Origin of the sequence: Streptomyces griseoflavus (assembly GCF_014649995.1) — a bacterium.
Classification (GTDB): Bacteria; Actinomycetota; Actinomycetes; order Streptomycetales; family Streptomycetaceae; genus Streptomyces; species Streptomyces griseoflavus.
The window spans coordinates 99821-124883 of record NZ_BMUC01000004.1; the positions used below are offsets into that span (position 1 = coordinate 99821).

The window sequence follows — 25063 nt, forward strand, 5'->3', positions numbered from 1 at the left end:
GATGTAGCGGTGGAGGAGGCGGTCGGCGGGGTTGACGGGCTTGCCGGTGGTGGTGGGGAAGTGGATGTCGGAGCCGACTGCCAGGGCCCAGGCGGGGTCGATGGTTTTGGCGATGGCGCGTTGGGCGCGGCGGGCGGTGCCGGGGGTCGGGCCGGTCGCGAGGACGTCGCGCAGGGCGAGGGCGCCTTGTGCGGCGACGGACATGCCGTGGCCGTAGGAGGGGTTGAAGGCCGCGACGGAGTCTCCGAGGAGTACCAGCCCGTCCGGCCAGGGGGTGAGGCGTTCGTAGTAGTGGCGTCGGTTGGTGGTGCTGTGGGTGACCTTGACGTCGGTGAGGGGTTCGGCGTGGGCGAGGAGGTCGGCCATGATCGGGTGGCGCAGGGTGCGGGCGTAGGTCTCGAAGGTGTCGGGGTCGCTGGTGGGGTGGGCTCCGGGGGCGCCCATGAGGCTGACGTGCCAGCGGTCGCCCTCGATGGGCAGGATGCCGCCGGAGTTGGCGGGGCCGGGCCGGCCGGGGTCGGCCTGGACGCCGATGACGGGCCAGTCGTGGGTGGGTACGGGGGCGCGGTAGAAGCGGCTGGCGTAGACGAGGCCGGAGTCGATGCGGTCCTCGGTGAGGCCGGTGATGCCGAGTCGGGCGAGCCAGTGGGGGGTGCGGGAGGCTCGGCCGGAGGCGTCGATGACGAGGTCGGCGGGGATGTCGGTTTCGGTGCCGTCGGCGGTGCGTACGCGTACGCCGGTGATGTGGCGGTGGGTGCCGAGGAGGGCGACGGCCCTGGTGCGGGTGCGTGCGCTGATCCGGGGGTCCTTGAGGACCTGTCCGCGCACGATGTGGTCGGTCAGGTCGCGGCTGGCGGTGATGAGGTGGTGGGTGGCGCGTTTCCAGCGGCGGTACCAGCCCTCGGGCGAGTAGATGACCATGTTGGTGGTGACGGGGATGCGGTGGGCTCCGGCGGCCAGGAGGAGAGCGGTCGTGCCGGGCAGGAGTGCGTCGAACGCCTCGACGCCGCCGGTCTGCAGGAAGTGGATGTGGGCGGCCTGGGGGACGCCGGTGCGTGGTTGGGGGCCTTCGGGCAGTTCGTGGGCTTCGATGATCTCGACGGAGTCGGCGTGTTCCTTGAGGGCCGCCGCGGCGAGCATTCCCGCGATGCTGCCCCCGATGACGACGGCTCGGTAGGGACCGCGGCGCGGGGTGTCACTCATGGTGGGCTGCTTTCTGCGGGGGTGTGCGGTGGTGGCGGAAGTTCTGCACGACGGGTGAGGAGAGGGACCGGGACAGCGGTATGAGGTCGTGCGGGCGGTGGGGCAGGGGCGGGGTGGTGTCGGGTGGTTGGTGGGGGGTGGTGGTGCGTTGTCGTTCGCGGGCGGCGAGGAGCATGGCGGCGTCGGCGGTGACGGCGGCGTGGGCCGCGTCGCCGGTGTGGCGGAGGGCCGTGCGGTGGGCGGCCTCGCGGACGGCGGGGTCGCAGTAGGGGGTCAGGGCGAGGATCGCGTCGTAGAGGGCGGTCTTCCGTCCGGTGAGGAGGACGGCGGGTGGTGTCCGCCACCACGGCAGGGGGACGCGGACGGCGCCGGGGGTGGGGGTGTCGCGGAGGGCGCGCCAGAGCGGGGCGAGCTGCCGCAGTTGCCGTACGGCGCGGGTGGTGTCGGCGAGGCGGGGTCCGAGCAGGGGGAGGACGAAGCCGAGGATGCCGAGGACGCTCGCGGGGGCGGCGAGTCGGGGGGAGATCTCGTCGACGAGGAAGTCGAGGTGGTGGCCGGTCCAGCGGGCGGTCACGGCGGTCAGTCTCAGGACGTCGTAGCAGACGATGATCAGGTAGGCCGGGGCGAGGACGCGCAGGCCCGCCCGTAACCAGCCGTGGACTTCTCTGGACCAGCGCAGGCACAGGATGCTCGCGGTCATCATGGCGACGCCCTGTGCGGTCAGGTAGGTGACGATCATTTCCCGGATGAAGGGGGTGGTGGCGTAGTGGGCGTCGAAGAGGGTGGGTTGCTCCGTGGGCGTGTCACCGGCCCAGAAGAGGACGGCGATGGCGAGGACGGTCAGGCCGTAGGCGGTCACGCACTGGCGTGAGGCGCGTCGGGTCCGTTCCGGGGGTGCCGGCCGCCAGTTGATGATCAGGAGCAGGCTCGCCCCGGCGAACGCGGTCGTCGTCGCGTAGACGACGGGGGCGGCGAAGTTGGTGATCCCGGTGAGCCGGTTGAGTGCGGTGATGGAGTCCGGGGCGGCGAAGATCATGAGGCAGCCGGCGGCCAGGAGCAGGAGGCAGGCCGCGCGGAGCAGCGTGTCGTGGCGTCTGCGGAGCAGCGCCGGGATCTTCAGGGCGCAGACGAGCAGGAGCATGGCCCCGTAGACGTAGAAGCCGAGGCTGCTCGGTCCGGATGTCACCGTGCTGCTTCCTTCCTCGTTGCGGTCGCGGCAGGAGGGGCGCGGGGACTGGTCAGGTCGGGCCGAAGCGGTGTGCCATGGAGGCGTGGATGCGCCCGGTGAGGTGGCGCGGGTCGCCGGCTGTCCGGGCTTCGTCGAGGGCGGCCCGGACGTCCGTGGCGAAGCGGAAGCCGAAGTGCTCCGCTTCGAGTTCCTGGCGGATCCCGTCGTCGTCGGTGCGTGCGGCGTAGTGGAGGGCCGCGTCCCTGTGCCGGTCGGGCGGCAGGTGGGTCCGGGCGGCCTCGGAGACGGTGGCCACGAAGGCGGTCAGTGCTTCCGCCGGGGCGCTGTCCGTGGCGCGGGCGGCGGTGGGGCGGAGGTCGGTGCCCGGGCTGCCGTGGCCCTGGAACATGTGCCAGGCCTCGTGGCCGATGATCACGATCTGGTGTTCCGGGCCGGTGTTCTGCTCGTAGACGATGAGGTCGCGGTCGGTGCGGTCGACCCAGACGCCGCTGGCGGTCGCGGGCGGGAAGGCGGCCTCGCGCAGTCGGACGGGGCGGCCCCGTACGAGGCTCAGTGCCCGGCCTATCCCGGTGATGAGGTCGCCGTGGTCCGTCGGCGGCCGTAAGTGGCGCACGAGTTCGGTGCTGAGCTTTCGCATCGCCCGTGATGGCCTGCTCATGGGTTCCCTTGGTCGTTGTCGAGGTCCAGCAGGGCCTGCAAGGTCGCGTTGAGGACGTTCCACCGTTCCGGTGGCAGGTCGCGTGCCTGTCTGAGGGCGATGGCGCGGACGTCGTCGTGGCCGGACGGTGCTGTCGGCGCGTCGGTTGCGGGTTCCGGGGCGCGTGGCGGCTCGAGTGCGGCGAGGAGGGGCAGCAGGGCGCGGTGGAGTACCTCGGCCGCTTCGGCGGTGAAGGCCGTCTCGCCGCCGGGGACGTGGAAGAAGCCCACGAGGCCGTGCAGGAGCTGGACGCTGGGCACCTTGTCGCCGGCGCACACCTGCCGTGCCCAGACGGCCGACACCCCGAGTCGGCGGGAGAGGTCGGCGGCCAGGCTCGACATGCGTGTGCCGGTGCGGGTGAGGTGGGCGTCCGCCATCGTCTTGATGCGGGCACGGACGCGGTCGTTGACCGTGTCGGCGGGAGGGGTGCGGCCTTCGAGGAGCGTGCGGACCGTCTCCTCCGGCAGGAGCGTCCTGGCGGCGAGGTCGCGGGAGTCGAGGATCTCCGACCGGTTCAGTCCCCGCTCCTCGATGAGCGCGTGGAGGCGTCGGAGGGTTTCGGGGAGTGGCGTGGGCGCTGTGGGTGGCTCCATCCGGGGGCTCCCACGGTGAGGTCGACGGGTCCGGTGCGCTCGCAGCGTACGCGTCCCGCTTTCGGGAAATCAACGATCGTTTATCGTCAGGCAACGATCATTTCCGGCCCGGGCGGCGCCGGCCGCTCGGGCGGGGCGTGGGAACGGGCCGCCCCGGCTCGTGTTCGGGGCGGGTGTCGCCTCCGGTGGGGTCAGGCGTCGTGCGGGTGGTCCGTGCCGGGCCAGGTGGCGGTCACCAGCCAGTAGCGGGCTGTCAGGTCCACGCCCTCGTCGGTCGCGTAGGTGTCGAAGGCGGCCGTGGCCGCCCGGTGGGCGTCGGCGACGGAGGCGGGGGTGGCGTCGCGGAGCCAGTGGCGCATCGGGCCCCAGCCGAAGAGGAAGTCGGCGGCGTCGGTCGCGTCCGTGCCCCAGCGCTGCACCACTTCGAGCGGGTCCACGGCGATGTGCTCGAAGCCGGCCTCGCCGAGGACGTGTGTGGTGCGGGCGGGATCCGCGAAGGCGGCCGGGCCCGTCTCCTGCTTCTCGGTGAAGTCGGGCAGCGTGACGTGGCCGGCGACGGCGCTGAAGATCACCGACTGGTCCATGGCCGCGAACGGCTGCGGGCAGACGAAGGCCAGGCGGCCGCCGGGGCGCAGGGCGCGGCCGATGTTCGCGAACGCGGCGACCGGGTCGGCGAAGAACATGACACCGAAGCGGCTGAGGGCGACGTCGAAGGAGGCACGCTCGAACGGGTGGACCTGGGCGTCGGCCTGGAGGTGGGTGACGTTGGTGAGGTGTTCGTCGGCGGCGGTCTCGCGGGCCCGTTCCAGCATGGGGGCCGACAGGTCGACGCCGACGGCGTGGTGCGCGGTGCGGGCGGCCAGCCTGGTCAGGCGGCCGTTGCCGCAGCCGATGTCCAGGACGGTGTCCGTGTCGCGGATGCGGGCGGCGTCGAGGAGCGGGGAGTTGGCGGGGTCGTTGAGGGCGTCGTAGCGCGACTGGTGGGCGGCCCAGTGCCGGCCCTCGTAGCCGTTCCACGCCTCGAACTGTTGGGTGTTCACGATCCGGTTGTCGTCGGGCATGGTTCCCATGGTGCCGTGCGGGGCGGGTTCCCGGGTGCCGGTGGTCGCTTCCCTGTGCGACTCCGTCCGTGTGGGCGTCCGGGTCCCGGTCACGGCACCCGCTCAGGCGGAGCGCTTGCGGGACGCCGTCTTCTTCGCGGTGGACTTCTTCGCGGGCGTCTTCTTCGCCGTCGCCTTGGACGTGCTCTTCGCCGTGGTCTTCTTCTCGGCCCGGCTCGTCTTCGACGCCGATGCGCGGGCCGAGGACGCGGTCTTCTTCTTCGCCGTCGACGTGGACTTCTTGCCCCCGGTCTCCTTGGGCGACGAGCGGGACCCGCCGCGCTGCGGCAGGCTCTTGACCTCGGCCTCCTCCTCCGGCTGCTCCCCACGGGACTCGCGGGCCGCGCGGACGCTGTTCTCCAGGGCGGCCATCAGGTCCAGGACCTTGCCGCCCCGCTCCGGCGCGGGCGACTCCGGCGGGGCCTCGCCGGAGGCCTTCGCCGCGATGACCTCCTCGACCGCCTCCCGGTACTCGTCGTGCAGGTCCTCCAGGTCGACCTCGCCGAGGGTGTCCATCAGGGCGTCCGCCAGGTCCAGCTCCTTGTCGCGGACCGTGACGTCGGTGTCGGGTGCGACGCCCTCGGGGGCGCGGACCTCGTCCGGCCAGAGCAGTCCGTGCATGGCGATGGCGTCGCCGACCACCCGGAGCATCCCCAGCCGCTCCCGCCCGCGCAGGGCGTACTTCGCGATGGCCACCTTGTTGCTCCGCTTCAGCGCCTCGCGCAGGAGCGTGTACGGCTTGGCCGCCGGCGCGCCGCCCGCCGCCAGGTAGTACGCCGCGTCCATCTGGAGCGGGTCGATCCGGTCCTCGGGGACGAAGGCGACGATCTCGATGGTCTTGGCGGTGGGGATCGGCAGGGCGGACAGGTCCTCGTCGGTGATCGGGATGATCGTGCCGTCCGCGTCCTCGTAGCCCTTGCCGATCTCCTGGCCGGTGACCTCGCGGTCCTCCAGCTCGCAGAACTTGCGGTACCGGATCCGGCCGCCGTCCTCGGTGTGGATCTGGCGGAAGGAGATCGCGTGGTTCTCGGTGGCGTTCACCAGCTTGATCGGGATGCTGACCAGGCCGAACGAGATCGCGCCGTTCCAGATGGATCTCACGTGCAGCACCTTTCCGGTCGTCCGCCGATCACTGTCGGGGCTTATGTCATGGTATGCGTGGGATTCTCATCGTATGGCGCCAATCACTGAGGTGGAGGGGCGGCGGCTCGCGCTCAGCAATCTGGAGAAGGTGCTGTATCCCGCCACCGGGTTCACCAAGGCGGAGGTACTGCACTACTACGCGACCGTCGCCGACGTGCTGCTGCCGCACCTGCGGGACCGGCCGGTGTCCTTCCTGCGGTATCCGGACGGGCCCGACGGCCAGGTGTTCTTCACCAAGAACGTGCCGCCGGGTACGCCCGAGTGGGTCACCACCGCCGAGGTGCCGAGGTCCGAGGGGCCGGCCCGGATGGTGCTGGTGCAGGACCTGCCGAGCCTGATGTGGGCAGCGAACCTGGTCACCGAGTTCCACACGCACCAGTGGCTCATCGGCGACCCGGGGCAGGCCGACCGGATCGTGTTCGACCTGGATCCCGGGGCGCCGGCGACGATCGTGCACTGCTGCGAGGTCGCGGTGTGGCTGCGGGAGCGGCTCGCGGCGGACGGCATCGAGGCGTACGCCAAGACCTCCGGGTCGAAGGGGCTGCATCTGCTGGCGGCGGTGCGCGGCGCTTCCTCCGATCAGGTGTCGGAGTACGCGAAGCGGCTGGCCGTGGAGGCGGAGAAGGCCATGCCCCGGCTGGTGCTGCACCGGATGACCCGGAGCCTCAGGCCGGGGAAGGTCTTCGTCGACTGGAGCCAGAACGCCGCCCGGAAGACGACGGCCACCCCCTACACGCTGCGCGCCCGGCCCGAACCGACGGTGTCGGCGCCGGTGACCTGGGAGGAGGTCGAGGACTGCCGGTCCCCCGAAGGGCTGGCCCTCGGCGCCCCGGACATCGGCCCCCGGGTCCAGGACTACGGCGACCTGCTGGCGCCCCTGCTGGACCCGGCGCACGCCGGCCCGCTGCCGTGAGACCGCCGTGAGCGCACGGCGACGGGAGGGACGGTGCGCCGGGTGCGGTCCGCCGCCTTCGCTGTTCCGCACGGGTGACGAAGCCCGGTCGTTCCCCGCGCCCGCGGGACCGGCCTCTACAGCCGGGCCCAGGTGTTCCGGTCCCGGGCCATGGCGTGCAGGGCCTCCACGTCGGCCGGTTTCAGGACTCCGCCCGCGAGGGCCAGGGACGGGACGTCGGCGTCCGTCAGGAGGAGCACGCCCCTGGGCGGCGCCGGGGCCGTCACGTCCGTCGCGCCGACCAGGGCGAGCACCGGGCGGACCTGCGCGGTGAGGGCGTGGGACGCCCGGTCGGCGTCGGAGCGGACCCGGTGCAGCAGGGGCCGCGGCCGGTGCCGGCCCACGGCGACGACCGGGTCGGCGACCGCGACCCGCTGCCGGCGGGCGTGCAGGGCGTGGACCGCGTACAGGCCGCCGGGGCCGATCAGCAGGTGGTGGATGTGGTCACCTCCGGGCAGCGGGACCGAGTGCAGGGTGTACCGGCCCGAGCCCTCCGCGCGGTCCAGCGCCTCGCCCACCGCCTGCTGCGCGGCGAGCTCCCCGCGGCGCGGGTCGGGGCGGCGCAGACGGCGGACCGGGGCGGGATCGCGGTCGAGGGCGATCAGCAGTGCCTCGCCGGGGCGGTTCGGCGCGAGGTCGTCGTCGGGGTGCAGGCAGAGGCGGGCCAGTTCGGCGGGGGTGGGGACCGGAGGCGGGCCGACCGACACGGGGCCGGTGAGGAAGGGACGCAGTGCGGTGAGGACGTCCTCCTCGTAATCCGCGGCGAGCAGGTGCACCCGGCCGGCGCCCCGGTCGTACCAGGCGACGTTCCGGCCGTCCGGGAGGCAGACGCGGATCCGCTCCCGGCCGTGCCGCCAGGTCGGTATGACGCGCAGCCGGTCCATGCACCATCACCCCACGTCCATGGGAGCAGGCGGGTGCTCACGGGGCAAGAAGCCGGTTACCTTGGAGAGGAGTTGGGCGGCCAGGGTGGGGAGGCGCCGTTGCGTACCCGTGGGAAGCGATCCGACGTACCGGCTCCCGACAGCCCCTGGGACGAGATCGTGCCCGGTCTGTGGATGGGCGGGCACGAGTTCCGTGGCCTGTCCGGGCGGCTGGAGTCCGCCGTGGTGCACCGGCAGTTCGACCTGGTGCAGACGCTGCTGCGTTTGCCCGGGCACGGTCCGGATCCGGGCGTCGGGCACCAGGTGTGGCCGATCCCCGACGGGCCGCTGGACGGGACGCAGCTCGCGGGCGTGATCCGGCTCGCCGAAGCGGCGTGCGAGGCGCTGGACGACGGCCGCAGGGTCCTCGTGCGCTGCTTCCACGGATACAACCGTTCGGGTCTGGTCGTGGCCCACGCGCTGATGCGCCGGGGCCGTCCCGCCGAGGCGGCGATCCGGTTGATCCGCTCCCGCCGCTCCTCCTGGGCCCTGCACAACGAGCTGTTCGGCGACTACCTGCGGGCAGGGCTGCCGACGGTGCGGCTGCTGGAGGAGCTGACGGAGTAGCCGTCGGCGGGCGGAGGCTTCACCCGGAGGGCGCAGTGCGGCCCGGATGCCGCCCGGCGGGCGCGGCGCCGTCCCGATGGCGCAGCAGGGCGGGCGGGGTGCGGGGAGGCGCTCCTAGTGTGGCGACAGGTCACCCATGACCCATTTGTCCCCTACATGGAGGTACCACCATGACTCCGCGCCCCCCGACCGCCCGCCGACTGTCCATAGCCCTCGCCGCCGGGGCCCTCACGGTCGCGGCCGCCGTCACCCCCGCCGTCGCCGCCGACGACCCCAACCAGGGCGGAGGCCAGGGCCACTGGAACCAGCAGGGCGGAAAGGGCACCAACAACAACGGCTCGGGTCAGCAGTCCGGCGGCGGGAACGGCGGGTACGACAACGGCTCGGGGCAGCAGAACGGCGGGAGCAACACCGGCTCCGGTCAGCAGAACGGCGGGTACAACAACGGCTCCGGTCAGCAGAACGGCGGGTACAACAACGGCACCGGCCAGCAGAACGGCAACGCAAACGGCGGCTACAACAACGGCTCCGGCCAGCAGAACGGCGGCGGGAACAACAACGCCGGCCAGCAGAACGGCAACGCAAACGGCGGGCACAACAACGGCTCGGGCCAGCAGTCCGGCAACGGAAACAACGGCCACAACAACAACGCCGGCCAGCAGAACGGCGGGCACAACAGCAACAACGCCGGCCAGCAGTCCGGCAACGCGAACAACGGCCACAACTACAGCACCGGCTCCGGTCAGCAGTCCGGCGGCAACGGTTCCGGGAACCACCAGGCCGGTGGGAACGCCGGCGGGGACCACGGCGACCAGGGTCAGTACAAGGGCCGCGTGACGGCCGACCGGCTGGCCCTGCGCACCGCCCCGAACCGGGGTGCGCAGATCATCCGGTACGCCCACAAGGGCGAGGTCGTCTCGATCTTCTGCAAGGTCCCCGGCGACAAGGTGAACGGCAACCCCCTCTGGTACCTGCTCACGAACGGCACCTGGGCGTGGGGCCCGGCCGGGCACATCGACAACATCGGCCCCGCGCCACGCTGGTGCTGACGGGCAAAGCGCGCAAGCAACCCCCTTTCGGTAAGTTCCGGGCATGAGCAAGGCCGGTATCACCCTGGCGACGGCGGATCCGCCCGCGCCCACCGCTCGGGGCCTCCCCCGGCGCCGTGGCGTCGAACTCGCCCTGATCGTCCTGGCCGTGACGCTGTCGGTGTACGGGTACTGCGCCGTCGGACTCGCCAGGAACGGCACCGTCCCGCCCGGCGCCGCCGGTTACGGCGCCGGGCTCGGTGTGCTCGCCCTGGTCGCGCATCTGGCGGTGCGCTGGCGCGCCCCGCACGCCGATCCGCTGCCGTTGCCGATCGGGGTCCTGCTCAACGGTCTGGGCCTGGTCCTGATCTACCGGCTCGACCTGGAGGCGCCGGGCGAACCGGCCGCCCCGGCCCAGCTCATCTGGTCGACGCTGGGAGTGGCGCTGTTCACCTCGGTGGTCCTGGTGCTGCGCGACCACCGGGTGCTCCAGCGCTACACCTACCTGTGCGTCACCGTCGCGCTCGTCCTGCTGACGGCGCCGATCCTGTTCCCGGCCGTGAACGGGGCCCGGATCTGGATCCGGGTCGCCGGATTCTCAATCCAGCCGGGCGAGTTCGCGAAGGTACTGCTGGCGGTGTTCTTCGCCGCCTACCTCGCGGCGAACCGCGGCGCCCTCACCTACGCCGGCCGCCGGGTGTGGAGACTGCAGTTGCCCACGGGGCGGGTGCTCGGCCCGATCGTCGCCGTCTGGCTGGTCAGTGTGGGCGTCCTGGTCCTGGAGCGGGACCTCGGGACCTCGCTGCTGTTCTTCGGCCTGTTCGTGGTCATGCTGTACGTCGCCACCGGCCGCACCGGCTGGATCGCGGTGGGGCTGCTGCTGGCCTCGCTGGGCGCGGTGGCCGTGGGGCGCTACGAGCCGCACGTCCATCACCGGATCGAGACCTGGCTGCACCCGTTCGCCTCCATCGAGGCGGGTGAGGGACCGAACCAGCTCGCCCAGTCGCTGTTCGCCTTCGCGGAGGGCGGCATCCTCGGCTCCGGGCTCGGGCTCGGGCACTCGGTGCTCATCGGCTTCGCGGTCAAGTCCGACTTCATCCTGGCGACGGCCGGGGAGGAACTGGGACTGGCCGGACTGTCCGCGATCATCCTGCTGTACGGGCTGCTGGTGGAGCGCGGCTACCGGGCCGGGCTGGCCCTGCGCGACCCCTTCGGCCGTCTGCTCGCCGTGGGCCTGGCCTCCCTGCTGGCGCTCCAGGTCTTCGTGATCGCGGGCGGGGTCACCGGGCTGATCCCGCTGACCGGGATGGCGATGCCGTTCCTGGCGCAGGGCGGCTCGTCGGTGGTGACCAACTGGACGATCGTGGCGCTGCTGGTCCGGCTGAGCGACTGCGCGCGGCGGCAGGGCGGCGGGGGTGGCGGCCGGTGACCCGGCACATCCGGCACGCCGCGCTGTTCTGCGCCCTGCTGCTGGTCGCCCTGCTGGTCAACGCGGCCCGCGTGCAGGTGCTGCACGCCGGCGACTACGAGGCCAACCCGGCCAACCGCCGTGACGCCATTGCCCGTTACCAGCAGCCGCGCGGTGACATCCTGGTCGCCGGCCGGCCGGTCACCGGGTCGCGGGACACCGGGGAGCACCTTCGCTACGAACGGACTTACACCGAAGGGCCGTTGTACGCTCCGGTGACGGGCTTCGCCTCGCAGGGGTACGGCACGACGCTGCTGGAGCACACGGAGGACGGGCTGCTCTCCGGCGCCGCCCCGCTGCTCGCGCCGCTCCCGCGGTGGAACGAGCTCACCCGCTCCCGCAACGCCGGCGGTGACGTGGTGACCACGATCGACCCGGCGGCGCAGCGCGCGGCGTACGAGGGGCTGCGCTCGCGGAAGGGGGCGGTGGCGGCGGTGGAGCCGTCGACGGGGCGGATCCTGGCGCTGGTGTCGGTCCCCTCGTACGATCCCGCGCTGCTGTCGGGCAACGGCAGGACGGCGCGGGACGCCTGGGCGCGGCTGAACGCCGACCCGGACCGGCCGATGCTGAACCGGGCGGTGCAGCGCACGTATCCGCCGGGTTCCACCTTCAAGGTGGTCACCGCGGCGGCGGCGCTGGACGCGGGGGTGGTGAAGGGCCTGGACAAGCCGACCGACTCCCCCGACCCGTACACCCTCCCGGGGACGACGACCCGGCTGACCAACGGGTCCGAGGGCTGCGAGGACGCCACGCTGCGGGAGGCGTTCGTGTGGTCGTGCAACACGGTCTTCGCGGGGCTCGGGGTGGCCACGGGGGTGGAGAGGATGAAGGACACGGCGCGCGACTTCGGTTTCAACGACGACGGCCTGCGGGTCCCGTTCCCGGTGGCGCGCAGCACCTTCGACACCACGGTGGACCGCGCGCAGTTGGCCCTGTCGTCGATCGGGCAGTACAACACGCGCGCCACGCCGCTGCAGATGGCGATGGTCGCGGCGGCCGTGGCGGGCGGCGGGCAGGTGCGGGAGCCGTACCTGGTGGAGCGGACGACGCGGGCGGGCGGCGGCACGGTGTCGTCGGCGGGTTCCAGCCCGGTGCGGCGGGCCATGCATCCGGCGACGGCCCTGCGGCTGCGGGAGCTGATGCGGGGCGTGGTGGAGGACGGCACGGGCAAGAAGGCCGCGATCCCCGGTGCCGTGGTGGGCGGCAAGACCGGCACCGCCCAGCACGGGCTGGGCAACTCCGGGACGCCGTACGCCTGGTTCATCTCCTGGGCGCAGCACGACGAGGACATGGAGCCGAAGGTGGCCGTGGCCGTGGTGGTCGAGGACGCGGCGGCGAACCGGAGGGAGATCAGCGGGGGCGGGACGGCCGCGCCGATCGCGCGGGCGGTGATGGAGGCGGTGCTCAAGTCCTAGACGACGCTGCCCACTTGGTGCGACGGGGGTCCCGGAGTGCCGCGTTCCCGACCTGACGTCCGGTACATGACCGATGCCGCCATCGCGTACGAACTCGCCCAGGTGAACATAGCCCGCCTCAAGGCCCCGTTGAACTCCCCGGAGTTGAACGACCGTGCGGCGCTCATGATCGCTCCCATGTGCCGGAGTCCGACGGACGCACTCAGCGCACCCGGACCGATCACGGACGGTGCGCTCCGCCGGGTGGCCACCCGGCGCTGCGCTGACGCCGCCCTCGCGCACACCCGTCGTCGACAACTCCCGTCCAAGGGATTGACGGGCTTGCTGACAGGCAGTCTCATAAGTGGGTGACCTGCCGGTAGCACGAGACGCCCTGAGGTGGAGCCGCCATGACGACCCTGACGGATGCGGACGCGGTCGACGGGCTGCGGGACGCGCTGGGGATGCTCAAGGACCGGGAGCAGGTGGCCGAGCGGCTGCTCGAGGCGTCCGCCCGGCACTCCTTCGACCCGGACCGGGAGCTGGACTGGGAGGCGCCCTTCGAGGACGGCAAGTGGTTCTGGCCGCCGGAGCTGGTGTCGCTGTACGGCACCCCGATGTGGCGGCGGATGAGCGAGGAGCAGCGCATCCTGCTCTCCCGGCACGAGGCGGCCGCGCTGGCCTCGCTCGGCATCTGGTTCGAGCTGATCCTGATGCAGCTGCTGGTCCGGCACGTCTACGACAAGGCCGCCACCAGCGCGCACGTGCGCTACGCGCTCACCGAGATCGAGGACGAGTGCCGGCACTCGAAGATGTTCGCCCGGGTCATCACGCGCGGTGGCACGCCCTGGTATCCGGTCGGCCGGGTGCACCAGAACCTCGGACGGCTGTTCAAGACGGTGTCCACCACGCCCGGCTCCTTCACCGCGACGCTGCTCGGCGAGGAGGTCCTGGACTGGATGCAGCGGCTGACCTTCCCGGACGAGCGGGTCCAGCCGCTGATCCGGGGCGTCACGCGCATCCACGTCGTCGAGGAGGCCCGGCACGTGCGCTACGCCCGCGAGGAGCTGCGGCGCCAGATGGTGACCGCCCCGAAGTGGTCCCAGGAGTTCACCCGGCTCACCTCGGGGGAGTTCGCCCGGGTGTTCTCCGTGGCGTTCGTGAACCCCGAGGTGTACACCAACGTCGGCCTCGACCGGCGGGAGGCCGTCGCGCAGGTGAAGGCGAGCGGGCACCGGCGGGACGTGATGCAGCAGGGGGCGAAGCGGCTCACGGACTTCCTGGACGACATCGGGGTACTGCGCGGGGCCGGACGGCGGCTGTGGAGGTCGTCGGGACTGCTGGCGTAGGCCGGACCCCGGCGGGCGGCGTGCGCGGACGGTTACGCTGCGGGCATGACCCCGCAGGCTTCCACCCCCGCATACCGGCGGCTCGGCGTCGAGGAGCGCCGCCGCCAGCTGCTCGAGGCCGCGCTGTCCCTGTTCGCCCACCGCGCCCCGGAGGAGGTGTCGCTGGACGACGTGGCGGAGGCGGCCGGTGTGTCACGGCCCCTGGTCTACCGGTACTTCCCGGGCGGCAAGCAGCAGCTGTACGAGGCGGCCCTGATGTCCGCCGCCGACGAGCTGCGCAACTGCTTCGACGAGCCGCGCGAGGGCCCGATGCTGCCCCGGCTGTCCCGGGCCCTGGACCGCTACCTCGCCTTCGTCGACCAGCACGACGCCGGCTTCAGCGCCCTGCTCCAGGGCGGCAGCGTGGTGGAGACGTCCCGTACGACCGCGATCGTGGACGGGGTGCGCCGGGCCGCCGCCGAGCACATCCTCCGCCACCTCGGCGTCACCGGGCCCGGCCCCCGGCTGCGGATGACCATCAGGATGTGGATCACCGCCGTGGAGGCGGCCTCGCTGATCTGGCTCGACGAGGGCAAGCAGCCGCCGCTGGAGGAGCTGCGGGACTGGCTGGTGGAGCAGTTCGTGGCGGTGCTGGTGGTCACCGCGCGGCGCGACGCGCAGACCGACGCGCTGGTGGGGACGCTGACCGCGGAGCTCTGAGGTGCCGGGGCCGAGGAGCGCCGCGGCCGGCTCCGCGCGCGATGGCCGAAACTGGTGAGGTGAAGAGCCAAGACACCCCCTTCGAGGGCGGGCCCATGGACGGGCGTGTCCTGCCCGTGCTGCTGGGCATCACCGGGCACCCGCCCAAGACGTACCGCATCCCCGTCCCCGCCCCGGACGGCGGCCCGCCCACGGTGCTCGTCTACCGGCGGGTGCCCCGCGCGCGGAGCTCGCGGACCGGGCTGACCCGGGGGTGGAAGTACCTGTACGACCCGGCGGGGCCGGCCTCCCGGCGGCCGAGGTGGCCGTGGTCGAAGCCGGCCACCGATCCGGACGCCACGCCGCGGGGCAAGCCGGACGACGCCGACGGGTGACCCCGTTGCGCCGAACCGCGCACACTCGCCGAGCGGGCCGCGCCGGCCCGCCCGATGCTCGCGATGCGGAGCGGACGGGCCGTCCCGCGTCGGAGGTGATGGTGTGTCAGGGATGCTTCTGCGACTGGTGTGCACGGCGGCACTGGCGGCCGGGACCGTACTCGCACCCGCGTCCGCTTCGGCGGCGCCGGAACCGGGAGTCGGCGCGGGCGGCTCCGAAGGGCGCTCCGTGGCGGAACTGCTGACGGAGCTTCAGACCCTGTACCGGGAGGCCGGGAAGGCCACCGAGTCCTACAACGCCACCGGGGAACGGCTGAAGAGGCAGCACGCCGAGACCGTGCGGCTGGAGCGCGCCCTCGCCCGCACCCGCACCTCCCTGAGCGACAGCCGCACGGAGGCCGGACGGCTGGCCCGGCAGCAGTACCAGAGCGTCACCGGCCTCTCCCCCTACGTCCGTCTGCTGCTGGCGCGCGATCCGCAGCGCGCGATCGAGCAGGGGCACGTGATCGGCCGGCTGGCGCGGGAGCGGGCGGAGACGGTGGGCCGGCTCACCGGTGAGGAGAAGGCGGCCGGTGAACTGGCCCGGCGGGCCCGCGAGGCACTCGCCGAACGGCGCGCCCTCAGCGAGCGGAGCAGGAAGCAGCGGGACGAGGTGCGGACACGGCTCCGCGCGGTCGAGGTCCTGCTGGCGTCGCTGAGCGCCGAGCAGCTCGCCGCGCTGGCCGAACTGGAGCGCGGCACGGTCGCCGAGGCGCAGGAGGAGCTGATCGCCTCCGGCGCCCTGGGCAGCGGCGGCACACCTCCGACCGCGGCGGGCGAACGGGCGGTGCGGTACGCCGTGGAGCAGCTCGGGAAGCCGTACGAGTGGGGGGCGGAGGGGCCGGCGACGTACGACTGCTCGGGGCTGACCTCCCGGGCGTGGGCCTCCGCCGGGACGCCGGTCCCCCGGACCAGCCAGGAGCAGTGGGCCCGGCTGGAACGGATCGACCTGGCGGAGCTGCGGCCGGGGGACCTCGTCGTGTACTTCCCGGAGGCCACGCACGTGGCGCTCTACCTCGGCGACGGAATGGTGGTGCAGGCGCCCCGGCCCGGCGCGAGGGTCAAGGTCTCGCCGATCGCGGCCAACCCGGTGCTCGGCGCGGTGCGCCCCGACCCGGAGGGGGAGCCCCTGAAGGGGTACGTGCCGCCGGAGCTCCCCGAAGGTGCGACGGACGGGCCGGACGAGGGCTGGCCGGCCGGTTACGCGCCCGAGACCTCCGCCAGGTAGGCGCCGGTCTTCTCCGGGTCGTAGAAGAAGTTCTCGAAGTCGGCCGGGTCGTTGAACCCGTTGGCGAAACGGTCGGCGACGGGCTGGAGCCGGCCGGCCGCGCCGATCAGGTTCAGGACGTGCTCCGGCGGCGGGGCGAGCATGGCGTTGGTCCACTTGGTGACGTGCTGGGCGGTCTCCCAGTAGCGGTCGAAGGTCTGCCGCATCCACGCCTCGTCGAACTCCTTCTCGCCGTGCTCGATGATCGAGGCGAGGTAGGAGGCGGCGCACTTGGACGCGGAGTTGGAGCCCTGCCCGGTGATGGGGTCGTTGGCCACGACCACGTCGGCGACACCGAGGACGAGCCCGCCGGAGGGCAGCCGGCCGACGGGGTTGCGGACGGTGGGGGCGTACCGCCCGGCGAGGGTGCCGCCGGCGTCGGTCAGTTCGACCTTGGTGGCCCGCGCGTACTCCCACGGGAGGAACGTCTCCATGAGTTCCAGGGTCAGGGAGAGGTGCTCGGCGGGGTCCTTGATGTCCTTGAAGGCGTCCAGCGGGCCGCCGGGCACGCCCTCCCAGAACAGGATGTCGGCGCGGCCCGAGGTGGTGAACGTCGGCATGATGAACATCTCGCCGACACCGGGGACCAGGTTGCAGCGGACGGCCTCCGTGCCCGGGTGCTCCGGACGCGGTCCCATGCCGTGGACGTAGGCGACGGCGAGGGCGCGCTGCGGCTCGCTGTACGGGGAGCGCTCCGCGTCCCTGCCGAACATCTGCACCAGCTCGCCCTTGCCGGCCGAGACGAGCACGAGGTCGTACGTACGGGAGAAGTAGTCGAGGTCGCCGACGGCCGCCCCGTGGATGACCAGCTGTCCGCCGCGCTGCGCGAAGGTCTCCATCCAGCCGGCCATCTTCACCCGCTGGTCGACCGACTGGGCGAAGCCGTCGAGCCGGCCCAGCCAGTCGACCGCGCGCTGCGAGGGGCCCGGGTCGAACGAGCCGGGGGCCGCGACCGAGACACCGAGCCCCTGGATCTTCGGGGCCTGGGACTCCCAGAAGTTGAGCTGGAGGTCGCGCTCGTGCTGCAGGGCCGTGTGGAACATGCACTGCGTCGACATGACCCGCCCGGTGCGGATCTCGTCCGCGGTCCGGTTGGACATCAGGGTGACCTCGTACCCGTTCGACTGGAGGCCGAGGGCGAGCTGGAGACCGGACTGGCCGGCTCCGACGACGAGTATCTTCCGCATGCGGGGGACGCTCCTAAGGGGGCTGCTCGGGGACTACTCGGGGGTTTCGTCGAGCGCGTGGCCCACGAGGGACAACAGGGTCTCGATGGCCGAGATCCGACGCCGCGCATCCATGATCATGACAGGTATGTGGGCGGGGATCGTCAACGCGTCCCGTACGTCCTCGGCGTCGAACTGCTCACTGCCGTCGAAGTGGTTGACCGCGACGACGTACGGCAGTCCGCAGCTCTCGAAGTAGTCCAGCGCCGGCCAGCAGTCCTTCAGCCGCCGGGTGTCGGCCATGACGACGGCACCGATCGCGCCGCGCACCAGGTCGTCCCACATGAACCAGAACCGCTGCTGCCCGGGGGTGCCGAAGAGGTAGAGCACCAGGTCGTCGTCGAGCGTGAGACGGCCGAAGTCCATGGCCACGGTGGTGGTGAGCTTGCCCGGCGTGGCGGTGAGGTCGTCGGTCTCCGCGCTCGCCTCGGTCATCAGCGCCTCGGTCTGCAGCGGCGTGATCTCCGAGACGGTGGTGACGAGCGTCGTCTTGCCGACGCCGAAACCTCCCGCCACCACTATCTTCGTGGCGATCGGGGCGCGGGTGGGGTCCGTCTGCCAGGGCAGCACGGGCTCGTCCTCTTCGACGAGCGGGGAGACACCGTGAGCGGCGTCAGAGACGGCGGAGTCCACTCAGCACCCTTTCCAGCAGCGCGCGGTCCGGGCGGCCCGTGCCGTGGCCGGTTCCCGTTCCGTAGACACGGATCTTTCCCTGGTCCGCGAGGTCGCTCAGGAGCACGCGGACCACGCCGAGCGGCATCTTCAGCAGCGCGGCGATCTCGGCCACCGTGCGCATGCGGCGGCACAGTTCGACGATGGCGCGCATCTCCGGCATCACCCGGGAGGTGAGGCCGCCGCTCGTCAGCTCCTTGCGTTCCTCGGCGGCTTCGAGGGCGGCGGTGCCGGCCGTGGCGCCGACGATCGTCTCGACGAGGAGGACGTGACCGAAGCGGGTACGGCCGCCGGTGAGCGAGTAGGGCCGGACCCGGGCGGGTTTGCGGTCACCGCCGCGCACCGGCAGGTGTTTCCTGGACTTGCTGCTCATCGGGGACTCCCGGTGGACTCGGTCTCCAGGTTCTGGCGCAGCTCGCTGCGGAGCTCAGGGGTCAGGACGTGACCGGCGCGGCCGACGAACAGGGCCATGTGGTACGCCACCACGCTCATGTCGCACTCGGCGGCGCCGTGCACGCCGAGCAGCGAGCCGTCGCTGATCGACATGACGAAGAGGCTGCCCTCGTCCATCGCGACCATCGTGTGCTTGACCGGGCCGGAGTCCATCAGCTTGGAGGCGCCGACGGTGAGGCTGCCGATGCCGGAGACGACGGTGGCGAGGTCGGCGGCCGAGCCGCGCGGTCCGCCGCGGGGGGCGCTGCGCGCGTCGCGGGCCTCCGAGTGGCGGTCGTCGTCGGAGGAGAGGAGCAGGAGCCCGTCGGAGGAGACCACCGCGACGGAGAGGATGCCGGGCACCTCCTCGACGAGGTTGGTCAGCAGCCAGTGCAGGTTGCGGGCCTCACTGCTCAGTCCGAAGGTACTGGGCGCGGTCAACTGCTTGCCTCCTCGACGGTGCCCCCCGTGGCTTCTTCGGATGGTGTGCCGGTGCCGTCCGGCTCCGGGTGGCGGACGGCACGGGACCGCTCGGCGATCTCCGCCTCGACGTCCCGGCGGCCGGCGTCCGCCCCCTGGCGGAACCCTCCCAGCCTGCGGCGCAGCGCCTCGGCGTCCACGGAGCCCGCACGGGGGCGCGGGGCGGCGACGGGGGCGCTGATCTTCGGCGTGCGCTTGGGCAGTCCCTTGGCGGTGACGGGTTCCTCGTCGGCGACGCGCGTGTGTTCCGCACCGCCGTCGCCCTCGGACACCGGCCGCCGCGGCAGCGCGTCCGCGCGGGGGGACGGGGGGATGTCCCTCGCGCCCGGACGGCCGCCCTCGGCCCCGGCCGGCCGGGGAGCCACGGGGACCGCCTCGTCCCCGGGCCCGTGCCCGGTGCCGGGCCGTACGTCCTCGGCGGGCCGGGGATCGCCGGCGGCAGGCTCGGTCCCGAACCCGTGCCCGGCGTCCGGACGTGCGCTCCCGGACCCGGCGGGCCGGGAGACTTCCGGAACCGGCACGTCCCCGGTCCGGTGGCCGGCGCCCGGACGCACGGCGTCGGCAGGCTGGGAAGCCCCGGTGGCCGGCTCGTCCCCGGCCCCGTGCCCGCTGCCCGGGCGCGTGGCCTCGACGTCCGGTCCGTCGCCGGGGACGGACGGGTACGCACCGGCCGTCCGCGTCCCGGCGCCCGGACGCACGGCGTCGGGTTCCTCGCCGCTCCCCTGGTCCCGGGTGGCTTCCGGACCGGCCGCGGTGGGCGGGGACGCGGGGTCGGCCGGTTCGGACTGCGCCGGGATCAGCAGTTCCATCGTCGTCTCGGCCGGCCGCTCGGGCGGGGCGCCCGCGCCCGCGACGCCGTCCGCCGGCTCGTCCACCCGGGGGTGAGCGACGGCCGCGTCGGCGGCACGGTCCTCCGCGGGGTTCTCCACCCGCTCCGTCTCCGGTCCGCCCGCGCGTGCGGACGGGGCGGCGTCGGTGCCCTCCTGGTCGCGGGCGTCCCCGTGGGCCGGGACGGGACCGTCTTCACGGCCCGGCCTGGCGTCATCGGCACGGTCCTCCGTCGGGCCGTCCACCGGTACGTCCGCGCGCGTCGGGGCGGGCGTGCCGGGGAGTCCCGGCGTGGCGGCGTCCCCCTGGGCCGGGGCGGGGCCGTCGGAGGGGACCGGCTCGTCCGCGCCGTCGGCGGCGGCGCCCGCGGGGCTGACCGGCGGTGCTTCCCCGCCGGCCGGGGCCGCGTCGTCCACCGCCTTCTCCGCGAGGGCGACCAGCGGGTCGCCGGACTCGGTGCGGCCGTGCAGGACGTTGGAGTTGGCCTCGGCGTCCGCGCCGGGCAGGGACACGGCGTGGGGGGCGCCGGGGACCGAGGCCGGGACGGCGGTGGGGGTGGCGGGGGCCAGCAGGGGGTCCGGCAGGACGACGACCGCCGCGATGCCGCCCTGCTTCTGCTCGCGCAGCCGGACCCGGACACCGTGCCGGTGGGCGAGCCGGGCCACGACGTACAGGCCGAGGCCCAGACCGTCCTCGCCCTCCGTGTCGTACGTGGTCTGCGGGTCGAAGTCGGACAGGCGGGCGTTGAGCCGTTCCAGCCGGTCGGCCGCCATGCCGATGCCCTCGTCCTGGACGGAGAGCATGACCTCGCCGTTCTCCAGCAGCCAGCCGGACACCTCGACGGGCAGGTCGGGCGGGGAGAACGAGGTGGCGTTCTCCAGCAGTTCGGCGAGCAGGTGGGACAGGTCGTCCGCCGCGAACCCGGCGATGTGCGCGTGCGGCGGCAGCGCGGCGATCCGGACCCGTTCGTACCGCTCGATCTCGCTGACCGCGGCCCGTACGACGTCGACGAGCGGGACCGGGCCGGCCGTGTGCCGGCCCTGCTCGGTACCGGCGAGGACGAGGAGGTTCTCGCTGTGCCGGCGCATGACGGTGGCGAAGTGGTCGAGCTTGAAGAGGGTGGCGAGCCGCTCGGGATCGTCCTCGCGCTCCTCCAGTCCCTCGATGACGCCGAGCTGACGCTCCACCAGCCCGAGGGTGCGCAGGGCGAGATTGACGAAGGTGCCGCCGATGCCGGCGCGCAGCCGCTCCAGGTGGGCGGCCGACTCGGCGAGTTCGGTGCGCAGTTCCTCGCGGGCGTCGGCCATCTTCTGCCGCTGGCCGACGAGGTGCTTGCGGTCGGCCTCCAGGGTGGCGATCCGCTCGGCGAGCTGGGCGGCGTGCGCGTGCAGGGCGTTGACGGAGCGCACGACCTGGGCGAACTCGTCGTTGCGGCCGGTGAAGGCGACCGGTTCCTGGCTGCTGGGGTCCTCCGCCTCGGCGAGGCGGGCCGAGCCGCGGCGCAGCACGGACAGCGGGCGGGTGAGGGTGCGGGCCATCGCCGTGGCGACGCCGACGGCGAGCAGCATCAGGGCGCCGAGGACGGCGATGCGGATCTCCAGCTCGGTGACGTCGTCGTCGCGGAGCTGGGCGAGGTCCTTGGTGCGCTGGTCGAAGAGCGCGAACTCCACTCCGCGCATCGTCTCGATCCGGGCGGTGAGCGCGGCCCGCAGCTTCTTGGTGCTGGTGTCGAGTTCGGAGTCGGAGAGGGTCGGCTTGTCGGTGAGGCGCGCGAGGTACTTCTCCGCGGAGTCGACCTCGGGGCCGTTGACCGTGGCGTCGTAGGAGGCGCGGGCGCTCTGCGGCGCGGCCTCGCGGAACTCGGCGAGGGCCGCGTCGGAGCGCAGCCGGGCCTGGAGCGCGGCGGCGGTCAGTTCGTCGCGCCGCTCGCCGTCGGCGTCAGAGGTGGACGTGGTGGGCAGGCCGGTGATCGGGTCGATCACGGTCTCGGTGCCGCGCGGCACCGAGAGCGCGGCGAGCAGCAGTCCGCGGGTGGCGGCGGCCTGCTGGACGGCGGCGTCCAGTTCGGCGAAGGCGTGGGCTCCGGAGCCGGCCCGCGGCGGGGTCCGCTCGGCGAGCTGTCCGGCCAGCCGGTGGAGCTGGGTGATGGCGGTGGAGTACGCCTGATGCGCTTCGAGCGCGCCGCTCTTCCCCGTGAGCGCCGCTCTGCGTACGGCCGCGACGGCGTCGAGCTCCTCGCGCAGCGCCTCCGAGGTGTCGGTGTCGGCGCGCAGCTCCTCGACCTGCCGGTCGACCCGGGCGCTGTGCTCCTCGGAGGGCGCCTCGGACTCGGGGCGGCCCGCCGCGATGTAGGGGATGACCTCGTCGCGCTCGTCGGCGAGGGAGTGGGCGAGCGCGAGGGCGTCCTGGGTCCGCTCGGCGAGCGTCACCAGGTTCTGGGAGTCGTTGAGCTGCCCGGAGGCGGCGATCACGGAGGGTGCCCCGGCTCCGGCTATCGCGGCGGCCACCACGGCCACGGCGACGATGAGCCGGTTGCGCACGTGGGTGGGGCGGCCCCTGCCGACGGTGGGCTTCTGCTCCGCGTCCCCCGCGGGGGCCGTCTGCTTGCCTTTGCGACGAGGCCGCGTCTTCTGCACCGGTGCTCGCATTCCTGACTCGTGTACCCGTGGGCCCGGGTGACGCTCCGTCAACGGGTGCGGGCGGTCACCCCGAGCGGCTGAGCGCGCTCGGGCAGCGAGGCGCCCCCATCGCTCCCCGACCCTCCCAGTGCCCGTGGACAGTGGATGCGCATCACCTGACCCGCCACTCGAAGGAGTGAACCCCGGAGGTGAGTTGGGGAGCAAGTTGCGTCGCGTCGCACAGCCGTCGGGCGCGGCAGGCCGGTTGGACGTCTGCGGCGGGCGGTGGCAATATTCGCCGCCACGCCTTCCCGGAGTGCTTCATTACGTCCCAAACCAGGCGGCTGACCTGCGCGGCTGTAGGGATCCGGCAACCATTGCCGGTCTGGTGCGGCCTTTGTGGAGAGCTCGTGCAGACTGGCCGGATGCGTACGGAGCTTGTTTCGGAACCCGGTGATCCGGACCGCCCCAACGAGGACTTCGCGGCCGTCGCGCTCCCCGCCTCCGGGCAGGGCGGCTCGCTCGTGGTACTGGACGGGGTGACGCCGCCGGGCGACGGGGGCGGCTGTCTGCATTCGGTGCCGTGGTTCACCTCCCGGCTGGGCGGCGCGCTGACCGAACTGGCCGTTTCCCTGCCGGATGTCCCCCTCGCCCGGGCGCTGTCCCTCGCCCTCGCGCGTACCGCCGAGGGCCACGCGGCAACCTGTGACCTTTCTCACCCTCGTACGCCCCAGGCAACGGTGGTGCTGGCCCGCTGGTCACCCGTCTCGGTGGAGTACCTGGTGCTGTCCGACTCGGTGCTGCTCGTCGAGGCCCCGGACGGGGTGGTCACCCCGCTCCTCGACGACCGGCTGGACCGGCTGCCGCGCTCGGCCCTGGCCAGTCACGCCGTGGTGGACGGCACGCTGCGTAACAGGGAGGGCGGCTTCTTCACCGCGGCGGCGGACCCCGCGGTGTCCTCCCGGGCGGTCACCGGTTCGCTGCCGCGCGGCGAGGTGCGCACCCTGACAGCGCTGACCGACGGCGCGGCCCGCTGGGTGGAGAGGTTCCACCAGGGCGACTGGGCGGACTGCCTCGCCCTGGTCCGCGCGGACGGGCCGCGGTCCCTAGTGGACCGCGTACGGGCCCTGGAGCGGGCGGACGCCGACGGGGAGGCGCCGCGGCGGGGCAAGACGCACGACGACGCGACGGTGGTCCACGTGGAGTTGGCGCCCCGCTAGCGGCACCGCGTGACCGTGCCGCGCACGGTCATCTCTCCGTCCCCCGGTTCAGCTGGTTCAGCAGCCGGGCGAGTTCGGTGACCTCCGCCGGGTCCCAGTCGGCGAGCCGGCCGGCGTACCGCGCGCGGCGGGCCTCACGGACCACGCCCACCCGCCGCCGCCCCTCCTCGGTGAGGGCGACCAGCCAGGCGCGGCCGTCCGCGGGGTCCGGCTCGCGGCCGACGAGGCCGAGCTCCTCCAGCGCGCGCAGCTGGCGGGACATCGTCGCCTTGCCGACGCCGATGTAGCCGGCGAGCTCGGTCGCCCGCTGCCGGCCGCACTCATCCAGACGGACCAGCAACCCGTAGGCGGACGGTTCGAGGTCGGGGTGGACCGCGCGGGCCATCTCCCCCTGGCTGGCCCGGGCACGCCGCAGCAGGACGGTCAACTCGCGTTCCAGCGCGAGGAATCCGGGCTGTTCCACATCGGGCTCGGGACCCGGGGAGGTGGCCGGGTCGCCGCCGCCGTTTCCGTTGTCGTGCACGTCTGCCCCTGCCTCGGTCCTGCCGTTCGATGCGTGTCCCGCCAAGTGGCGACGTCGCCGCGGCTCCACCAGTATTTCGCAGGCGTAGACCAACGGCAGCCGGGGGCACCTCCCACGCCTTTCAGGCAGGGGGGGGCAGGCAGCTCCGCCCGTCGCCGTGATCCGCGCGCGCCCTGTCCCCGTGGCCTGCCCGCCACCCGGGACGTGGGTCACGTCCCGGGTTCGCCCCCGCCGACCTTCCGGAGATGCGTCATGCCTGTGCACAGATCCCGCCTCACCCGTGTGTCCGCGCTCTCGGCCGCCGGAGCGGTCCTGCTCGCGCTCCTCACCCTCCCCGGCACGGCCGCCGCGGACGGGTCCTCGCCCACGCTTCCGCCGCGCGGCTCCGCCCACATGGGCATGGGCGTCGTCGCCCACGACGGCCAGGGCGGCCTCCCCACCGCCCGCTCCACCCAGACGGAGGGCGTGGACGTCTCCAGCCACCAGGGCAACGTGGCCTGGCCGACCCTGTGGAACAGCGGGGTCCGGTGGGCCTACGCCAAGGCCACGGAGGGCACGTACTACACCAACCCGTACCACTCCCAGCAGTACGGCGGCTCCTACGACGTCGGCATGATCCGCGGCGCGTACCACTTCGGGACACCCGACACCGCGAGCGGCGCCGCCCAGGCCGACTACTTCGTGGACCGCGGCGGCGCCTGGTCCGCCGACGGACGGACCCTGCCGGGCGTGCTGGACATCGAGTGGAACCCGTACGGCGACGACTGCTACGGCAAGTCCCCGTCCTCGATGGTGAGCTGGATCCGCGACTTCCTGGACCAGTACCGGGCGCGCACCGGCCGTGACGCCGTCATCTACACGGCGACCAGCTGGTGGAAGCAGTGCACCGGCAACTACTCCGGCTTCGCCTCCACCACTCCCCTGTGGGTGGCCCGGTACGCCTCCACCGTGGGCGAACTGCCCGCCGGCTGGAGCACGTACACGATGTGGCAGTACACCTCGACCGGTCCGACCGTCGGCGACCACGACCGCTTCAACGGCACCCTCGACCGGCTGGCCGCCTTCGCGGCCGGCTGACC

Annotated in this window: 24 protein-coding genes and 1 pseudogene; 12 read left to right on the plus strand and 13 right to left on the minus strand. The window is 73.2% G+C overall.

The window, feature by feature from the left end:
- From IE172_RS11370 to ku, 6 genes are all read right to left on the minus strand, one after another.
- Positions 1–1203, minus strand: a 1203-nt coding sequence (locus IE172_RS11370; protein WP_229885980.1) for an FAD-dependent oxidoreductase, incomplete at its 3' end; no start/stop codon positions are given.
- On the minus strand, positions 1196–2389 hold the full coding sequence (locus IE172_RS11375; RefSeq protein ID WP_190097050.1) for an MAB_1171c family putative transporter: 1194 nt from the start codon (positions 2387–2389) through the stop codon (positions 1196–1198). The genes IE172_RS11370 and IE172_RS11375, both read right to left, overlap by 8 nt.
- A 52-nt stretch (positions 2390–2441) precedes the next feature.
- Complete coding sequence (locus IE172_RS11380; RefSeq protein WP_190097051.1) at positions 2442–3029, minus strand: toxin-antitoxin system, toxin component; 588 nt, start codon at positions 3027–3029, stop codon at positions 2442–2444.
- A 17-nt stretch (positions 3030–3046) separates the two neighbouring features.
- On the minus strand, positions 3047–3682 hold the full coding sequence (locus tag IE172_RS11385) for a hypothetical protein (RefSeq protein WP_190097052.1): 636 nt from the start codon (positions 3680–3682) through the stop codon (positions 3047–3049).
- A gap of 191 nt (positions 3683–3873) precedes the next feature.
- On the minus strand, positions 3874–4743 hold the full coding sequence (locus IE172_RS11390; protein ID WP_190097053.1) for a class I SAM-dependent methyltransferase: 870 nt from the start codon (positions 4741–4743) through the stop codon (positions 3874–3876).
- 102 nt (positions 4744–4845) lie between these two features.
- Positions 4846–5883 (minus strand): non-homologous end joining protein Ku, encoded by a 1038-nt coding sequence (gene ku / locus IE172_RS11395; RefSeq protein WP_455681296.1) that lies wholly within the window; start codon positions 5881–5883, stop codon positions 4846–4848.
- Positions 5884–5956: 73 nt separating this feature from the next.
- On the opposite strand from ku, the gene ligD reads away from it, so the two are divergent.
- Complete coding sequence (gene ligD / locus IE172_RS11400) at positions 5957–6838, plus strand: non-homologous end-joining DNA ligase (protein ID WP_190097055.1); 882 nt, start codon at positions 5957–5959, stop codon at positions 6836–6838.
- 116 nt (positions 6839–6954) lie between these two features.
- On the opposite strand, the gene IE172_RS11405 is transcribed toward ligD, so the two are convergent.
- On the minus strand, positions 6955–7761 hold the full coding sequence (locus IE172_RS11405; RefSeq protein ID WP_190097056.1) for an NERD domain-containing protein: 807 nt from the start codon (positions 7759–7761) through the stop codon (positions 6955–6957).
- Between the two features lie 99 nt (positions 7762–7860).
- Here IE172_RS11405 and IE172_RS11410 point away from each other — a divergent pair, with 99 nt between their 5' ends.
- From IE172_RS11410 to IE172_RS11445, 9 genes and pseudogenes are all read left to right on the plus strand, one after another.
- On the plus strand, positions 7861–8367 hold the full coding sequence (locus tag IE172_RS11410; protein WP_190097057.1) for a protein-tyrosine phosphatase family protein: 507 nt from the start codon (positions 7861–7863) through the stop codon (positions 8365–8367).
- A gap of 170 nt (positions 8368–8537) precedes the next feature.
- Complete coding sequence (locus IE172_RS34435; RefSeq protein WP_229885954.1) at positions 8538–9416, plus strand: SH3 domain-containing protein; 879 nt, start codon at positions 8538–8540, stop codon at positions 9414–9416.
- A 43-nt stretch (positions 9417–9459) separates the two neighbouring features.
- The gene (locus IE172_RS11420) at positions 9460–10824 is read left to right on the plus strand and encodes an FtsW/RodA/SpoVE family cell cycle protein (RefSeq protein ID WP_190097058.1); all 1365 of its coding nucleotides are present in this window, start codon (positions 9460–9462) and stop codon (positions 10822–10824) included.
- Positions 10821–12278: a penicillin-binding transpeptidase domain-containing protein gene (locus tag IE172_RS11425; RefSeq protein WP_190097059.1), complete on the plus strand. Its 1458-nt coding sequence runs from the start codon at positions 10821–10823 to the stop codon at positions 12276–12278. The genes IE172_RS11420 and IE172_RS11425 overlap by 4 nt, the downstream gene beginning before the upstream one ends.
- A gap of 66 nt (positions 12279–12344) precedes the next feature.
- Positions 12345–12431, plus strand: a pseudogene (locus IE172_RS34440) (DUF3291 domain-containing protein); the annotation flags it as partial.
- 236 nt (positions 12432–12667) lie between these two features.
- A complete protein-coding gene (locus tag IE172_RS11430) occupies positions 12668–13606 on the plus strand; it encodes an AurF N-oxygenase family protein (RefSeq protein WP_190097060.1) in 939 nt (312 codons plus the stop codon).
- A gap of 45 nt (positions 13607–13651) precedes the next feature.
- Complete coding sequence (locus tag IE172_RS11435; RefSeq protein WP_190097061.1) at positions 13652–14305, plus strand: TetR/AcrR family transcriptional regulator; 654 nt, start codon at positions 13652–13654, stop codon at positions 14303–14305.
- Between the two features lie 59 nt (positions 14306–14364).
- Positions 14365–14679 (plus strand): DUF8847 domain-containing protein, encoded by a 315-nt coding sequence (locus IE172_RS11440; RefSeq protein ID WP_190097062.1) that lies wholly within the window; start codon positions 14365–14367, stop codon positions 14677–14679.
- Between the two features lie 103 nt (positions 14680–14782).
- Positions 14783–15946, plus strand: coding sequence for a C40 family peptidase (locus tag IE172_RS11445; protein WP_190097063.1), 1164 nt, complete (start codon positions 14783–14785; stop codon positions 15944–15946).
- Here the strand turns inward: IE172_RS11445 and IE172_RS11450 are convergent.
- The 5 genes from IE172_RS11450 to IE172_RS11470 are packed head-to-tail and all read right to left on the minus strand — an operon-like array spanning position 15919 to position 22259.
- The gene (locus IE172_RS11450) at positions 15919–17172 is read right to left on the minus strand and encodes a styrene monooxygenase/indole monooxygenase family protein (RefSeq protein ID WP_190097064.1); all 1254 of its coding nucleotides are present in this window, start codon (positions 17170–17172) and stop codon (positions 15919–15921) included. The genes IE172_RS11445 and IE172_RS11450 overlap by 28 nt on opposite strands.
- A gap of 33 nt (positions 17173–17205) precedes the next feature.
- Positions 17206–17844 carry a GTP-binding protein gene (locus tag IE172_RS11455; RefSeq protein WP_190097065.1) on the minus strand — a complete coding sequence of 213 codons (639 nt, stop codon included), beginning with the start codon at positions 17842–17844 and terminating at the stop codon, positions 17206–17208.
- Positions 17825–18256, minus strand: coding sequence for a DUF742 domain-containing protein (locus IE172_RS11460; RefSeq protein ID WP_190097066.1), 432 nt, complete (start codon positions 18254–18256; stop codon positions 17825–17827). Before IE172_RS11460 ends, IE172_RS11455 begins: the two co-directional genes overlap by 20 nt.
- On the minus strand, positions 18253–18756 hold the full coding sequence (locus IE172_RS11465; RefSeq protein ID WP_190097067.1) for a roadblock/LC7 domain-containing protein: 504 nt from the start codon (positions 18754–18756) through the stop codon (positions 18253–18255). Before IE172_RS11465 ends, IE172_RS11460 begins: the two co-directional genes overlap by 4 nt.
- Complete coding sequence (locus tag IE172_RS11470; RefSeq protein ID WP_190097068.1) at positions 18753–22259, minus strand: sensor histidine kinase; 3507 nt, start codon at positions 22257–22259, stop codon at positions 18753–18755. Before IE172_RS11470 ends, IE172_RS11465 begins: the two co-directional genes overlap by 4 nt.
- Before the next feature lie 407 nt (positions 22260–22666).
- Here IE172_RS11470 and IE172_RS11475 point away from each other — a divergent pair, with 407 nt between their 5' ends.
- Positions 22667–23461, plus strand: coding sequence for a hypothetical protein (locus tag IE172_RS11475; RefSeq protein WP_190097069.1), 795 nt, complete (start codon positions 22667–22669; stop codon positions 23459–23461).
- Between the two features lie 28 nt (positions 23462–23489).
- Here the strand turns inward: IE172_RS11475 and IE172_RS11480 are convergent, their stop codons facing one another.
- Positions 23490–23984 carry a MarR family winged helix-turn-helix transcriptional regulator gene (locus tag IE172_RS11480; protein ID WP_190097070.1) on the minus strand — a complete coding sequence of 165 codons (495 nt, stop codon included), beginning with the start codon at positions 23982–23984 and terminating at the stop codon, positions 23490–23492.
- A 252-nt stretch (positions 23985–24236) separates the two neighbouring features.
- Between IE172_RS11480 and IE172_RS11485 the strand changes: the two genes are divergently transcribed.
- Positions 24237–25061, plus strand: a complete 825-nt coding sequence (locus IE172_RS11485; RefSeq protein ID WP_190097071.1) for a lysozyme — start codon at positions 24237–24239, stop codon at positions 25059–25061.
- Positions 25062–25063: the final 2 nt, after the last annotated feature.

What these genes read in the sequence shown, in the direction of transcription:
- IE172_RS11380 (WP_190097051.1), bottom strand. Translation starts at nt 3,029, where the DNA reads ATGCGAAAGCTCAGCACCGAACTCGTGCGCCACTTACGGCCGCCGACG.
- IE172_RS11385 (WP_190097052.1), bottom strand. Translation starts at nt 3,682, where the DNA reads ATGGAGCCACCCACAGCGCCCACGCCACTCCCCGAAACCCTCCGACGC.
- IE172_RS11390 (WP_190097053.1), bottom strand. Translation starts at nt 4,743, where the DNA reads ATGCCCGACGACAACCGGATCGTGAACACCCAACAGTTCGAGGCGTGG.
- ligD (WP_190097055.1), top strand. Translation starts at nt 5,957, where the DNA reads ATGGCGCCAATCACTGAGGTGGAGGGGCGGCGGCTCGCGCTCAGCAAT.
- IE172_RS11405 (WP_190097056.1), bottom strand. Translation starts at nt 7,761, where the DNA reads ATGGACCGGCTGCGCGTCATACCGACCTGGCGGCACGGCCGGGAGCGG.
- IE172_RS34435 (WP_229885954.1), top strand. Translation starts at nt 8,538, where the DNA reads ATGACTCCGCGCCCCCCGACCGCCCGCCGACTGTCCATAGCCCTCGCC.
- IE172_RS11420 (WP_190097058.1), top strand. Translation starts at nt 9,460, where the DNA reads ATGAGCAAGGCCGGTATCACCCTGGCGACGGCGGATCCGCCCGCGCCC.
- IE172_RS11430 (WP_190097060.1), top strand. Translation starts at nt 12,668, where the DNA reads ATGACGACCCTGACGGATGCGGACGCGGTCGACGGGCTGCGGGACGCG.
- IE172_RS11435 (WP_190097061.1), top strand. Translation starts at nt 13,652, where the DNA reads ATGACCCCGCAGGCTTCCACCCCCGCATACCGGCGGCTCGGCGTCGAG.
- IE172_RS11450 (WP_190097064.1), bottom strand. Translation starts at nt 17,172, where the DNA reads ATGCGGAAGATACTCGTCGTCGGAGCCGGCCAGTCCGGTCTCCAGCTC.
- IE172_RS11460 (WP_190097066.1), bottom strand. Translation starts at nt 18,256, where the DNA reads ATGAGCAGCAAGTCCAGGAAACACCTGCCGGTGCGCGGCGGTGACCGC.
- IE172_RS11475 (WP_190097069.1), top strand. Translation starts at nt 22,667, where the DNA reads ATGCGTACGGAGCTTGTTTCGGAACCCGGTGATCCGGACCGCCCCAAC.
- IE172_RS11485 (WP_190097071.1), top strand. Translation starts at nt 24,237, where the DNA reads ATGCCTGTGCACAGATCCCGCCTCACCCGTGTGTCCGCGCTCTCGGCC.